10 protein-coding genes are annotated in these 13,637 nt (G+C 63.5%); 6 read left to right on the top strand and 4 right to left on the bottom strand.

All coding sequences use genetic code 11. The features are described from left to right. Positions 1-23 precede the first annotated feature (23 nt). Positions 24-2,180 carry a methylmalonyl-CoA mutase gene (scpA, locus tag GSQ90_RS06405; RefSeq protein ID WP_158813932.1) on the bottom strand — a complete coding sequence of 719 codons (2,157 nt, stop codon included), beginning with the start codon at positions 2,178-2,180 and terminating at the stop codon, positions 24-26. Between the two features lie 134 nt (positions 2,181-2,314). On the opposite strand from scpA, the gene GSQ90_RS06400 reads away from it, so the two are divergent. Further along, positions 2,315-3,268, top strand: coding sequence for a DUF817 domain-containing protein (locus GSQ90_RS06400; protein WP_158813931.1), 954 nt, complete (start codon positions 2,315-2,317; stop codon positions 3,266-3,268). On the opposite strand, the gene GSQ90_RS06395 is transcribed toward GSQ90_RS06400, so the two are convergent. From GSQ90_RS06395 to GSQ90_RS06385, 3 genes are all read right to left on the bottom strand, one after another. Then, positions 3,258-4,895: a tannase/feruloyl esterase family alpha/beta hydrolase gene (locus GSQ90_RS06395; protein ID WP_158813930.1), complete on the bottom strand. Its 1,638-nt coding sequence runs from the start codon at positions 4,893-4,895 to the stop codon at positions 3,258-3,260. The two genes, GSQ90_RS06400 and GSQ90_RS06395, sit on opposite strands and share 11 nt — an antisense overlap. Before the next feature lie 85 nt (positions 4,896-4,980). Then, entirely contained in the window at positions 4,981-6,825 is a 1,845-nt protein-coding gene (locus GSQ90_RS06390) for a methylmalonyl-CoA mutase subunit beta (RefSeq protein WP_158813929.1), read from the bottom strand. Positions 6,826-6,842: 17 nt separating this feature from the next. Further along, a complete protein-coding gene (locus tag GSQ90_RS06385; RefSeq protein WP_158813928.1) occupies positions 6,843-7,250 on the bottom strand; it encodes a DUF2267 domain-containing protein in 408 nt (135 codons plus the stop codon). 287 nt (positions 7,251-7,537) lie between these two features. Between GSQ90_RS06385 and GSQ90_RS06380 the strand changes: the two genes are divergently transcribed. From GSQ90_RS06380 to GSQ90_RS06360, 5 genes are all read left to right on the top strand, one after another. Further along, the gene (locus tag GSQ90_RS06380) at positions 7,538-8,194 is read left to right on the top strand and encodes a peroxiredoxin (protein ID WP_158813927.1); all 657 of its coding nucleotides are present in this window, start codon (positions 7,538-7,540) and stop codon (positions 8,192-8,194) included. Positions 8,195-8,368: 174 nt separating this feature from the next. Continuing rightward, on the top strand, positions 8,369-9,985 hold the full coding sequence (locus tag GSQ90_RS06375; protein WP_158813926.1) for an inorganic phosphate transporter: 1,617 nt from the start codon (positions 8,369-8,371) through the stop codon (positions 9,983-9,985). Positions 9,986-10,139: 154 nt separating this feature from the next. Then, a complete protein-coding gene (locus tag GSQ90_RS06370; RefSeq protein WP_158813925.1) occupies positions 10,140-11,522 on the top strand; it encodes a M20/M25/M40 family metallo-hydrolase in 1,383 nt (460 codons plus the stop codon). Continuing rightward, positions 11,519-11,947: an NUDIX domain-containing protein gene (locus GSQ90_RS06365; RefSeq protein WP_158813924.1), complete on the top strand. Its 429-nt coding sequence runs from the start codon at positions 11,519-11,521 to the stop codon at positions 11,945-11,947. The genes GSQ90_RS06370 and GSQ90_RS06365 overlap by 4 nt, the downstream gene beginning before the upstream one ends. 434 nt (positions 11,948-12,381) lie before the next feature. Further along, positions 12,382-13,593, top strand: a complete 1,212-nt coding sequence (locus GSQ90_RS06360) for a winged helix-turn-helix domain-containing protein (protein ID WP_158813923.1) — start codon at positions 12,382-12,384, stop codon at positions 13,591-13,593. Positions 13,594-13,637 lie beyond the last annotated feature (44 nt).

Here is a 13,637-nt window from a genome sequence, read left to right as displayed (position 1 = left end):
CCTACTGGCTATTGCCCTCCGCCTCAAGCCGCGCCCTTTTGCGCATAACCCAATCGCTGGTTCAACTGTTCGAGCAGGCGCGCGGCGGCTTCGGCGATCATTGTTCCCGGCGGGAAAATCGCGTCAGCGCCCTCCCGGCGCAGAACATCGAAATCCTGAGCCGGAATGACGCCCCCCACGACGATCATCACATCGGGCCGGCCCGCCTGCCGCAACGCGCTTTTCAGCGCCGGCACCAGGGTGAGATGACCGGCGGCGAGCGACGAAACGCCAACGATATGAACGTCATTTTCGACAGCCTGGCGCGCGACTTCCTCGGGAGTGGCGAACAGCGGCCCGATATCGACATCGAACCCCAGATCGGCAAAGGCCGAGGCGATGATCTTCTGGCCGCGATCATGCCCGTCCTGGCCAATCTTGGCCACCAGGATGCGGGGGCGGCGGCCTTCGTTTTCCGCAAAAGCCTCGGTCATCGCCAGCACTTGCTCGATCGCCTCGACGCCCAATCCAGCCTCCCGCCTGTAGACGCCGGCCATCGACCTGATTTCGGCGACATGGCGCCCGAACGCCTTTTCCATCGCCAATGACATTTCGCCGACGCTCGCTTTGGCGCGCGCCGCTTCGATCGACAGCGCGAGCAGATTGGCGCCGCCGCGCGCGCCCTGGGTCAAAGCCGCCAACGCCGCCTGCGTCTCGGCTTCATTGCGCTCGGCGCGCAGGCGCCGCAGCTTTTCGATCTGCTGCGCGCGCACGCTGGCGTTGTCGACCTTCAGCACATCGATGGGCCGTTCGGATTCCGGCCTGAACTTATTGACGCCGATCACCGATTGCTGGCCGGAATCGATGCGCGCTTGCGTGCGCGCCGCCGCCTCTTCGATGCGCAGCTTGGGTATGCCCGCTTCGATCGCCTTGGCCATGCCGCCCAACGCCTCGATCTCGTCGATATGCGCCTTGGCCTTCTCGGCCAATTCAGCGGTCAACCGCTCGACATAATAAGAGCCGCCCCAGGGATCGATGATGCGCGTCGTGCCGCTTTCCTGCTGCAGAAAAAGCTGGGTGTTGCGCGCAATGCGGGCGGAGAAAGCGGTCGGCAACGCGAGCGCTTCGTCCAGCGCATTGGTGTGCAGCGATTGCGTATGGCCCTGCGTCGCCGCCATCGCCTCAATCTGCGTGCGCACGATATTGTTGAACGGATCCTGCGCCGTCAGCGACCAGCCCGAAGTCTGGCTGTGCGTGCGCAACGGCAGCGACTTCTCCAATTGCGGATTGAAGCCTTTGACGAGGCTCGCCCAGAGCAGACGCGCCGCGCGGAGCTTGGCGATCTCCATGAAGAAATTCATGCCGATCGCCCAGAAGAACGAAAGGCGCGGCGCGAATTGATCAACGGTCAAGCCCGCCGCGATGCCGGCGCGCAAATATTCGACGCCATCGGCCAGGGTATAGGCGAGTTCGAGGTCCTGCGTCGCGCCCGCCTCCTGCATGTGATAGCCGGAAATCGAAATCGAATTGAACTTCGGCATATGAGCGGAGGTGAAGGCGAAGATATCGGAGATGATCCGCATCGAGGCGGCAGGCGGATAAATATAGGTGTTGCGCACCATGAATTCTTTGAGAATGTCGTTCTGGATCGTGCCCGACAACGATTCCATCGGCGCGCCCTGTTCCTGCGCGGCGACGATGAACAAAGCGAGCACGGGCAGCACCGCGCCGTTCATGGTCATCGATACGCTCATCTGACTGAGCGGAATGCCCGAAAACAAGGTGCGCATGTCATAAATGGAATCGATCGCGACGCCCGCCATGCCGACATCGCCGGCGACGCGCGGATGATCGGAATCATAACCGCGATGCGTCGCCAGATCGAAGGCGACCGACAGGCCCTTCTGCCCCGCCGCGAGATTGGCGCGATAAAAGGCGTTGGAATCCTCGGCCGTTGAAAATCCGGCGTATTGGCGCACCGTCCAAGGCTGGTTGACGTACATGGTCGGATAGGGTCCGCGCAGATAAGGCGCCGCGCCGGGCCAGCTATCGAGAAAATCGAGGCCGGCAAGGTCGCCCGGACCGTAAATCGACTTGACGGCAATGCCCTCGGGAGTGCGCCAGACGCTGGCGCCGACGTTCAAAGGCGACGCGTCAGGAGCCGCGAAAGGGATGGCGGAGAAGTTCGGAATCGGATTCATTGCGCCTTCGCGAACCGGGTATGGCGGGGACCATCGGTCATGAGTTTACGACGCGGCCCGATTTCGCGCCACAAAAGCTTGAGGTTTGTTCTCAAGCGGGCTGAGCCGGGGCGGCTCTGGCCAAAAGCGGCGTCATGAGCGACAGAGATTCCGCGCGGCCCACGACGAGCGCCGCCGCCCTATGGCGCCCGCTCGACCGTTTCATCGCCAGCGAAGCGAGGCTTGGCGCCTGGGCCACGAAGCGGCCGGCGACCGCCTTTTTCTACGAATTCCTGCGTTTCGGCGTCAAAGAGGCCTGGGCTTGCCTGTTTGGCGCGCTGATGCTCGCGCTGCTCGCGGGCACGTTCCTTTGGTATCCGCGCGACGCAATGCTGGCGCGTTATGATTTTCTTGTCCTGGCGTCGATCGCCTTGCAAATCTTGCTGATTTGCCTGCGCTTTGAGACGCTGGAGGAGGCGAAGGTCATTCTGATCTTCCATATCGTCGGCACAGCGATGGAAGTCTACAAGACCGCGACGGGCTCCTGGATCTATCCGGAGGCGAGCCTGCTGCGGATCGCCGGCGTGCCGCTGTTCACCGGCTTCATGTATGCGGCGATCGGCAGCTATATGACCCGCGCGTGGCGGCTCTTCGATTTCCGTTTCTCTCACCATCCGCCCATGTGGGCGGTAATGGCGCTGGCGGCGGCGATCTACGCGAATTTCTTCCTCGATCATTTCGGCGTCGATGGCCGGCTCGTCCTGTTCGCCGCTGCCGTCGTGATTTTTGGCCGCGGCTGGATCTATTTCAAGCCCTGGCGCATCCATCGTCGGATGCCGATCCTCGTCGCCGATGGTCTATGCGCCCTGTTCATCTGGTTCGCCGAAAATATTGGCACCTTCGTCAAGGCCTGGTCCTATCCCGCCCAGATGCATGGCTGGTCGATGGTCAGCGTCAGCAAGTTTGGCTCCTGGTTTCTCTTGCTGATCATCAGCTACGCGATCGTCGCCGCGACGCTGCGGCCGCGGCCCTACGAAAGCCGCGCTGAGGCTAAGGCGCAGTCCGACGCGCCGTCCGCACCAATCGGCGAAGAGACGATTATGGGCTGACGCAAGTGAAGCTTGCAGCGACGTCGATATCGCCGCCGACGTAGCGCGGCCAGCCTGGATAGACGCAGAGCGGACGCGTGCGCTGGCGATGACCTTCCCGGGTGTCGACGACAATCTGCGGCCCAGGCGCTTCGCCTTTCTCGACCCATTGCTCCAGGGCGCCGAACGCATCCCAGCCAACGACGAACTGGCCGGTTCCATGCCCGAATCCGGGCGCAATGTAGAAGCGCACGAAGTCGTCAAGCGGTCCTTGGCCAAACCGCGCCACGAGCCGCTGATAGTAATCTATCGTGTTCTGCGGCGGGACTGCCGAATCCACCGTGCCATGCATCAGCAGCAGTTTGCCGCCACGCGCTTTGAAAGCCGAAATATCGTCGTCGCTGGCGTCGATCAGCCGCGACGCCTCCTGCAATCGGTCTTTATATTTCATCGGATCAAATTGAAGCGGATCGACGTTCACGTTGCGGGTCGCCATGAAGCGAACCGCCGGATCCGACAAGACCGCCAGTCCGAAGTCCTTCATCGGCGTCGGCGGATTGCTGGGTTTGGGGCGTGAGCCGAACGCGAACAACCCCGTCCAATCGGCGCCCTCCAGAATGGGCCATGGCGCGAAAGACGAAACGCCCGACTGCAAAGCGAAACCGAAGGATACGCGCGAATGGATCGCCTCCACAGCGTTGATCTGAGGATCGGAGAGGCAGTTGTCGCCCGCATCCTTTCCGTCCGCGCAGCGCAGCGACGACAGTTGGAATGTCGATTGGCAAGCCGCGACATTGCTGATCACGCCGTCTTCGGCGCCATCGAGCCCGTCGCAGGTTTTCATCACCGCATCCTGCAGCATTTTCAGCTTGGCGGGATTGAGCCAGCCGCCTTCGGGATTGTATAGTTCTCGGGAGAGCGCGTTGCCGTCTATTTGGAGCGGCGTGAAATCATAGACCGGATGGATCGCCACGACCCCGTCGTAATCCTGCGGCCATCGCTGGACGACCAGGAACCCTTCGTGTCCGCCCTGTGAATTGCCGAAGAAATAAGTGCGCTGAGGCTTCGCGCCGTAGCGCTTGGCGATCAGCGCCAGCGCAACGTCATGCGTCTTCTTCAATTGCGCGCCGCCGAAATTGACGAGCGCCTCCGCGTTCATCGCAAAGGAGCCGTCGGCGACCGAAGGACTCTGATGCCCGGAATCGCTGCCAAACGTCACATAGCCGCGCTTGAGCGGCGTCGGCGCGCCGGGCTTGAAGAAACGAACATTATCGAGACCGGTGATGAGATTGCCGTTGTAGCCGCCGCCGCCAAACTGCAGCGCCTTGCCGTTCCAGTCGCTCGGCAGATTGACCTCGAAATGAATGTCCGGGGCCGTGGCGTCGACGGGATGAATCGCCCCCAACGCCTTGCAGAATTCCCCATCGGCGTTGCCCGCGGCGTCAGAGGCGACGAGCGTCGCGGAGGCTATCGTCGCGCCGCGGGTAGGCAGGCCGATCGCATCGCTCGCGATCTCAAAGGGAGCGAGAGCGCTGCAGGCCTCTGACGGCGTTGTCGCGAAAGACGCGCCCGGGGTCAGACCGCAGCCAAACGCTGCGCCAGCCAAAACTGCGAGACCAAAAACGGGCCGACGTCGAACGAGCGTCAATGGCTCCTCCCTTTTTCCTGTTTATCGCCTGCGACATTCCCGACGACGAACTTGGACGCAAACGTGCTTCCGCCCTACGCCTGGGTCAAGCCGTCGAGGCGATCGCCTGATAGGCGGCGCGCAGCGCGGCCAACGCATCGCAACCGGCGAAGACAAACCCATCGACGCCCGCCGCCCTCAGCGCGGCCTCGCGTTCGCCTGGCTTGCCAGCAAGAAAGATGTCCTGCGCACCGGCGCTTTTAAGCGCCCGGGCGGCGTCCTCCGCCATTGCGGCGTAAGCCTCATCGGACGAGCAAAGGCAGGCAAGCCTCGCGCCGCTCGCCCTGAATGCCGCGGCGGCTTCCGAGGCGCTGGCAAAGCCGTCATTGCCGAGCGCCTCGACGCCGCCGGCTTCGAACAGGCTTTTGGCGAAAGCCGCGCGCGCGCCGAAGGCCGCGGTCGAGCCAAGATTGGCGAGGAAAATCGCAGGGCGGCGACCATCGCGCGCCAAAGCCGCGTCGGACGCGTCGCGCAGGGCTTCGAACGGTTCGGCCAGCCGGTGAGGCTCCAGCGGCGCCGCGCGCTTTTCGCCTTCATAGGCAAAGCGCGGCCGCGCTGCGGCGAGCGTCTCGACCTTGACCTCTGCGAGATCGGGAAAATCGCTCACGCCCGTTAGGGGCGTCTTTCGGCGCGCGACATCGCGCGCGCGCGCCTCAGCGACTTTGGCGACCTCGTCCTGAAAGTCACCGCGCTGAAGCGCCGCGTAAACGCCGCCCTGAGCTTCGAAGGTTTGAAACAGACTCCAGGCCTTTTCGCTCAAAGCCTGCGTCAGCGCCTCGAACGCGCCGGCGCCGGCGGCGGGATCGGCGACAAAACCAAGATGCGACTCTTCCAGCAGAACCAGTTGAGAGTTGCGCGCCAGCCGCCGCGCGAAGGAATCGGGCAGGCCGATCGCTTGCGTGAATGGCGCAACGCTGACGCTATCGGCGCCGCCCAATCCGGCGCAAAAGACCGCCATGGCGCCGCGCAGCACATTCACCCAAGGATCGCGCGCGCTCATCATCCGCCAGGCGGTCTCGCCATGGATGCGGGTCGGGCGCGGCGGCAAGTCACAGGCTTCCTCGACACGCGCCCAAAGCCATCGCAAGGCGCGGAATTTGGCCAGGCTCATGAATTCATCGGCATCCGCGGCGAGGCGAAACGCAATGCCCGCTCGCGCGGCCTCCGGCTCGAAGCCATTGTCGCTGAGCGCGCGCAGATAATCGACTCCGGCGGATAGAGCGAAGGCAAGCTCCTGCGCCTGCGACCCGCCCGCGGCATGCACGCAGCGCGCATCGGCGACGACAAAAGGGCCGGCGAACCCGCGCCCCTTGAGCGCCGTCGCGAATTGACTGAGACGACGCGCCATTTCCCGCCATTCTTCCCGCGCGCGGCCGCAGCGCGCCAAAGCGCCGAGCGGATCAAGACCGAAGGAGAGATCGAGGGCCGTCCGATCGGCTCCGCTTGCCTCGACAAGGGCGGCGACGGCGAGCGCCTGATCTTCGGCGGCCGGGCCGAGATCGAGTTCGAGGGTCAGGCCGGCATCAAACCGGACGCCCTCGAACAAGGCTTCGAGCCCGGCGGCGTCGATGCGGGCCACGCCGTAACCATAGGCGCCGCCAGCGCCGGCGAAAATGATTTCGAGCCCGTCGGCGCCGTTGGTCAAATCGTCGAGCGCCTGGACATTGGCGACAGCGGCGTCGGGATGATCGACGCGCGCCAGCACGCGCCAGGAACCGCCTGTGCGAGGAACCCTCGGACCGTCGCGGCGGCTATAGATAGGCTGGATGTCAAACCCGTCGTCGCTGTGCGAGACGAGCTTTTCGAACGCGCCGCCTTTGAGGGCGCCAGCGACCAGCTTGCGCCACTGTTGTTCGTCCGTCGGCGCGAAAGTCCCCGCCAGACCTGTCATATCGGTCCCGCCGATGGCTAGATGAACTGCGACAGACCCGGAATGGCGCCCGCGATTTCACCCACGACGTCGTCGCCGGCGACTTCGCGCGCATAGGCGAATACTTCCTTGCCGATCGTCTGAATCTGATCCATGCCAAGGCCGAGCCCCATGAGCTGGCTGCCGAGCGCCATAATGCCGCCGCCGCCCATGGCGCCGGCGGCGACGCCCATCAGCCCTTTCACGAAGCCGCCCATACCTTCGCCGCTGGTCCCTTGTCCGGAGGCGACAATGGCGTTCAGGGCCGGCGCCTTGGCCAGGAGCTTATCAACGGCGTCTTGCGGCGCTTCCCGCTTGACGAAATCGACAACCAGACTGACCGCCTGGCGCGCGATGTCAGGCGTGACATCGGCGGCGGTGGCGACGCGCGCGATCAGATTGTCCATAGTCTCTCCTTAAGGGATAGGGACGGTTGGGAAATTGTCAGGTCTTCATGTCGCCGCTTCCCGCGGCAAAATCAAGCGCGCGAATGACGGCATGGCGGAACGGAGCGGCGCCATGACTCCAGGTCAATTGCCGAACAAGGAGACGCGAGCCTCTCAGCGCTCTCAGTCTATATGATTCGTCGATTGATCCTCTCGACCGGATCGAATAAGGTAATTCCAGGCAATTCTCGATGAACGTCGCATCATACGCGACGCGGACGGGCAATGAGCCCGGGAAAGAGCCCGCTATGTTGCAGCTTGGACAAACCGCCCCCGATTTCACGGCCCAGACGACTCAAGGGACTATTCGCTTCCATGAATGGCTCGGCGATTCCTGGGGCGTGCTGTTTTCCCATCCCAAGGATTTCACGCCCGTCTGCACGACGGAGCTTGGCGCCATGGCCAATCTGAAGGCGGAGTTCGACAAGCGCGGAACCAAGATCATCGGCCTTTCCGTCGACCCCATCGATTCCCACGCCAAATGGGCCAAGGATATCGAAGAAACGCAGGGGACGGCGCCGAACTATCCGATGATCGGCGACACCGACCTGTCCATCGCCAAGGCTTATGGCATGTTGCCGGCCGCAACCCCCGGCGGATCGGAAGGGCGCACCGCCGCTGACAACCAGACGGTGCGCACCGTCTTCGTCATCGCCCCCGACAAGAGCGTGAAGCTGCAGCTCGTCTATCCCATGACGACGGGGCGCAATTTCGACGAGGTGCTGCGCGTCATCGACAGCCTGCAGCTCACGGCCAAGCATAAGGTCGCGACGCCGGCCAATTGGAGGAATGGCGACGACGTGATCATCGCCGGTTCGGTTTCCAACGAAGAGGCCGAAAAGCGCTTTCCCCAGGGCTGGAAGACGCCCAAGCCCTATCTGCGCGTCGTCGCGCAGCCAAAGTAAGCCAGGGCGCGACGTCCGATGTGCGTTTGCGCCCGCGGCGCGGTCATTTATGCTGCGCGCCGCCCAAATAACTCCGGCCCCGCACATTATGACAGACTGGGCGCGCAACTGTCACACACTCGTCATACGCCACCGCTTTAGATGCGCCGCGTTTCGACGACAGGAGCCGTCCCAATGACAGCCATCACCGATGCCCAAGTGCCAGCGGGCGCCCCCGCGACCGTAAAATTCGACAAGCCGATGGACGTGCGAGGGGTGATCGCTTTTCTCGCCGTTCTGGCGGGCGGCCTGTTCTTCATGGCCTATAGCATCTATCATGACATCGCCGCTTCCGGCGCGCCCGCGCCGACGACCGTGCTGCCGTTCATTCTGCTCGGCGTGGCGATGCTGATCGCGCTCGGGTTTGAATTCGTGAATGGCTTTCACGACACCGCCAACGCGGTGGCGACAGTGATCTACACGCATTCGCTGCAACCGCAGATCGCCGTTATCTGGTCGGGCACCTGGAATTTCCTTGGCGTGCTGACCTCTTCGGGCGCCGTCGCGTTCGGCATTCTGTCGCTGCTTCCGGTCGAACTGATCCTCGGGGTCGGATCGAGCGCCGGCTTTGCGATGGTGTTCGCCCTGCTCATCGCCGCGATTATCTGGAACCTCGGAACCTGGTGGCTGGGCCTGCCAGCCTCCAGTTCGCATACGATGGTCGGATCGATCATTGGCGTGGGCATCACCAACGCCTTGCTGCGCGGCCAGGACGGCACGGCGGGCGTCCAATGGAGTCAAGTGCAGAATGTCGGCCTGGCGTTGTTGGTTTCGCCGGTCTTCGGCTTCGTCCTTTCGGCGCTGCTGCTGCTGATCATGAAATCCCTGATCCGCACGCCGACCCTTTACACCGCCCCCGCCTCCGACGCGCCGCCGCCGTGGTGGATTCGCGGGCTGCTGATCTTCACCTGCACGGGCGTTTCGTTCTTCCATGGCTCCAACGACGGACAGAAGGGCATGGGCCTCATCATGCTTATCCTCGTCGGCGTCGCGCCGACCGCCTATGCGCTCAACCGCGCCTTGCCGGAAAGCCACGTCGCCGATTTTGCGAAAGCCTCCGACGCCGCCGCGAAGATCATCGAGGCTCAGGGCGCCGGCTTCCAGGTCCTGGGCGATCCGCGCCCCGTGGTCACCGCCTATGTTCATGACCATAAGATCGCAGAAGGCACCTACCCTGCCCTGGCGGTGTTCGTGAAGGACATCGCCAACCAGGTCGATCAATATAGTTCGCTCGCCAAAGTGCCCTTCGGCCAGGTCAGCAACACGCGCAACGACATGTATCTGGCCTCCGAGGCTGTTCGCAACCTCGCCAAAGACAAAGAGAACGGCCTGAAGCCAGAGGAAGACGACGCGCTCAAAGCCTATGGCAAGCAGCTCGACATCTCGACGAAGTTCATCCCGATCTGGGTGAAGGTCGTCGTCGCTCTGGCGCTGGGCCTGGGCACGATGATCGGCTGGAAGCGCATCGTCGTCACCGTCGGCGAGAAGATCGGCAAGGAGCATCTGACCTACGGTCAGGGCGCCGCGGCCGAAATCATCGCGATGGCGACGATCGGCGCCGCCGACGGTTTGGGCCTGCCGGTGTCGACGACCCACGTTCTGTCTTCGGGCGTGGCGGGCACGATGCTGGCCAATGGGTCGGGAATCCAGCTCTCCACGATGCGCAATATCGCGCTCGCCTGGGTTCTCACGCTGCCGGCGGCGATGCTGCTTTCGGGCACGCTGTATTTCATCTTCCGTCAGATATTCTGATCCGCGACTCCTAGACCCCCACTGAAGCGGCGTCGCGCCTCCGGCCGACGCCGCCTTTTTATTAAAGCGCCGCTTGGCAGTTGGAGACGCCGCGCGCGGCTGATAGGTTCTCAATCACACGAGTCATCGCCATCGATACTCGCCGGAGCCTTTCATGCCTACGATCGACGACGTCCTCGCGAAAATCGACGCCAATCAGACAGACGCTTTGGCGCGCCTGTTCGCGCTTCTCGCCATTCCCTCGATATCAGCCGATCCCGCTCACTTCCCCGATTGCGACAGCGCCGCCGACTGGCTAGTGCGCGAATTGGGCGGCCTCGGTTTCGATGTGGCCAAGCGCCAGACCAAGGGGCGGCCGATGGTCGTCGGGCACGCCAAGGCGAAGCGGCGCGACGCGCCCCATGTTCTGTTCTACGGCCATTACGACGTGCAGCCGCCCGATCCCCTGAACCTCTGGAAGACGCCGCCATTCGAGCCGCAATTGGTCGAGGCCGATTCCGGCCAGCGCATCGTCGCGCGCGGCGCCGCCGACGACAAGGGGCAGTTGATGACCTTTGTGGAGGCCTGCCGCGCCTTTGGCGAGACCGGCGGCCTGCCCTGCAATGTCAGCGTTCTCTTCGAGGGCGAGGAGGAAACCGGCTCGCCCTCGCTTCCCGCCTTCATGGCGGAGAACGCCAGCGAGCTCAAAGCCGACATCATGCTCGTTTGCGACACCTCCATGTGGGACAAGCAAACGCCGGCGATCACCACCATGCTGCGCGGCATGGTGTTCGAAGAGGTGATCTTGCGCGCCGCCAATCGCGATCTGCATTCGGGCCTTTATGGCGGCGCGGCGATCAATCCGATCCACGTTCTCTCGGGCATCCTTGCTGAACTTCATGACGACAACGGCGCGGTTGCGCTGCCCGGATTTTACGACGGCGTCGAGGAATTGCCGGAGGAAATCGCCGCGCAATGGCGCGACCTCGATTTTGACGGAGGCGAATTCCTCGGCAAGGTCGGCCTCGCAGTTCCGGCCGGCGAGAAAGGGCGCAGCACGCTCGAAATGATCTGGTCGCGCCCGACCTGCGACGTCAACGGAATCGTCGGCGGCTATACCGGCGTCGGCGCAAAAACGGTGCTGCCGGCGATCGCCAGCGCCAAAGTCTCCTTCCGGCTGGTGGGCAAGCAAAACCCGGAGAAGATCGCGCAAAGCTTTCGCGCTTTCGTCAAGGCGCGCCTGCCCGCCGACGTGCGCGCCGAATTCATCGCCCATGGCGGGAGCCCGGCCATCGTTTTGCCGACCAAGTCGGAAGCCTTGCGCCGCGCCCGCCGCGCGCTGGAGGCCGAATGGGGCAAGCCGCCCCTCTTGATCGGCTCGGGCGGTTCGATCCCGATCGTCGGCGTGTTCAAGCGCGAATTGAACATGGATGCGCTGATGGTCGGCTTCGGCCTCGACGACGATTCCATCCATTCGCCCAACGAGAAATACGAGCGCTCCTCCTTCCACAAGGGCGCGCGCTCCTGGGCCCGCCTGCTGGCCGCGCTCGCGGCGTGAGCGCCGGAGCGATCGGCGTCGGCTGCGGCGCCGCGATTGTGCGCGAGGGCCGCCTTCTGCTCGTCAAGCGCCGCAAGGCGCCGGAAGCGGGTTGTTGGAGTCTGGTCGGCGGCAAGGTCGATTTTCTGGAGCGCGCGGAAGAGGCGGCGCGGCGCGAGACGCTCGAGGAAGTCGGCGTCGCCGTCGAACTCGGTCCCCTGCTCTGCCTCGTCCAGATGGTCGGCATCGACGACCAGCATTGGGTCTCGCCGGTCTACCGCGCTTCGATCAAGGCGGGCGACCCGGTCAATCGCGAGCCGAGCAAGATCGCGGCGCTCGGCTGGTTCGCGCTGAGCGATCCGCCCGAGCCGCTGGCTCTGGCCGCGCGCGAGGCGATCGCGGCTTTGCGGGTCGCGGAAGGGCTAGGGAATAGCCGCGGCGCGTAAAGGGAAGCAAACCGTGCGTCAAAACATCCGCTAAGTCATTGATATTCGCGTCCACGGAAACAGCCGCGCTTCCGCGAAATGAGCGATATCAATGGGTTAAACGCCACTTTCCTTCCGCGCGCTTTTTTTCGCGAACATGGCGTCGATAGAGGCGCATGCCGGAAAGCGCTGAACTCCGCATCGCTGAGAATCTCATGCCGCGCCATGCCGGTCAACAATTTGTCGGCGCGCCGACGGCTCGTCAGCCCGGGCGAGAATCCGTCCGCTCACCGCCGCGCGCGCTCGCAGCTCAAGGGATGGACGGCGAAATTGCCCAATGTTTGAACTCCGGTCGTAGCAACGGCCGATCGTTGCGAGTGCGCAAGAAAAGGGCTTGTGTAAACGACAAGAGTGGCTAACTGCCAAGCGCCATCGGTTCCGCTACACTTCCGCCCATGCTCGATTCTCCCGCCAAGCCCTTTGCACTCGCCAAAACCGACGCCAGACGCATCTGGCTCCGCGCCCAGCGCCTCGATGAGCGCGCGCCGTTCGGAGACGGACCCGAGGCGACGCGCGCCGCGGTGGAGCATTTGGGCTACCTTCAGATCGACACCATCAACGTGATCGAGCGTTGCCACCACCACATCCTCTGGACGCGCATCCCGGACTATCGGCGCGAGCATCTTCGCCAGGCCCAGACCATCGATAAAAGCGTCTTCGAATATTGGACCCACGCCCTCTCCTATGTGCCGACCAGGGACATGCCTTTCTTCCTGCCGGAGATGAAGCGTCATCGGCAGTCGCCAAAGAGCTGGTTCGCCTCGGTCAAGGCGGAGCATTTGCGAAAGGTCCTGACCCTCATCCGAAAGGATGGCCCCCTCTCGATCCGCGACATCGAAGATGACGTCTTGGTGGAAAAGGATCACGCCTGGGCCAGCAGAAAGCCGTCGAAGCGGGCGTTGCAGCTTGCGTTCTTCACCGGCGCGCTGACGATCAGCGAGCGCTCCGGCATGCTCAAGACCTACGAGCTGCCGGAGCGCCATTTTGGCTGGGACCAGCGGCCGAAGCCGGCGTCGGAAAGACAGATTCTCGACTATCTGCTCGATCGGGCGCTCCGATCGCAGGGACTGGTGAGCCTCGATTCGATCTGCCACCTCGACGCCGGGCGCAAGGGCGCCATCCGCCAATTGATCGAAGCAAGGATGCGCCGCGGACGCCTGGCCGCCGTCGCGATCGAAGGGAGCGGGAAGGTGGAGCACTGGGCGGAGCCTCAGACGCTCGACGCCCTTCCCGCCGCCGCCGACGAAACGACCCACATCCTCTCGCCGTTCGATCCCCTGATCATCCAGCGCAAGAGGCTGCACCTCTTCTTCGACTATATGCACCGCTTTGAAGCCTATGTGCCGAAGGAGAAGCGCGTGCTCGGATATTTCGCCCTGCCCGTGCTCGTCGACGGTGAAATCGTCGCCGCCATCGACCTCAAGGCGGATCGCGAGAAGCAGGCCCTACTTGTGCAACAATGGACCTGGGTCGGCGCGGGCAAGGCCACTTCCCACAAGAGGCGAATCGAAGAGGAATTGCACCGCTTCGAGCGTTTCCAGATCGTGCGGGGCGATTTTAAGCCCGATGAGAGTCGGATGGCTTTTGATCGAAACGTTCAAGGGTGAAAAAAATGCCTCCATGCGAACAATGGCTCCATAACGAAGCTGTC

Source organism: Methylocapsa sp. S129 (assembly GCF_009765995.1).
Classification (GTDB): domain Bacteria; phylum Pseudomonadota; class Alphaproteobacteria; order Rhizobiales; family Beijerinckiaceae; genus Roseiarcus.
The sequence above is the reverse complement of the archived record's forward strand: the minus strand, read 5'-3'. Positions and strand labels throughout refer to the sequence as shown.

Excerpts from the sequence above, each read along its gene's own strand:
- scpA (WP_158813932.1), bottom strand. The coding sequence starts at position 2,180 with ATGAATCCGATTCCGAACTTCTCCGCCATCCCTTTCGCGGCTCCTGAC.
- GSQ90_RS06400 (WP_158813931.1), top strand. The coding sequence starts at position 2,315 with ATGAGCGACAGAGATTCCGCGCGGCCCACGACGAGCGCCGCCGCCCTA.
- GSQ90_RS06390 (WP_158813929.1), bottom strand. The coding sequence starts at position 6,825 with ATGACAGGTCTGGCGGGGACTTTCGCGCCGACGGACGAACAACAGTGG.
- GSQ90_RS06385 (WP_158813928.1), bottom strand. The coding sequence starts at position 7,250 with ATGGACAATCTGATCGCGCGCGTCGCCACCGCCGCCGATGTCACGCCT.
- GSQ90_RS06380 (WP_158813927.1), top strand. The coding sequence starts at position 7,538 with ATGTTGCAGCTTGGACAAACCGCCCCCGATTTCACGGCCCAGACGACT.
- GSQ90_RS06375 (WP_158813926.1), top strand. The coding sequence starts at position 8,369 with ATGACAGCCATCACCGATGCCCAAGTGCCAGCGGGCGCCCCCGCGACC.
- GSQ90_RS06370 (WP_158813925.1), top strand. The coding sequence starts at position 10,140 with ATGCCTACGATCGACGACGTCCTCGCGAAAATCGACGCCAATCAGACA.
- GSQ90_RS06360 (WP_158813923.1), top strand. The coding sequence starts at position 12,382 with ATGCTCGATTCTCCCGCCAAGCCCTTTGCACTCGCCAAAACCGACGCC.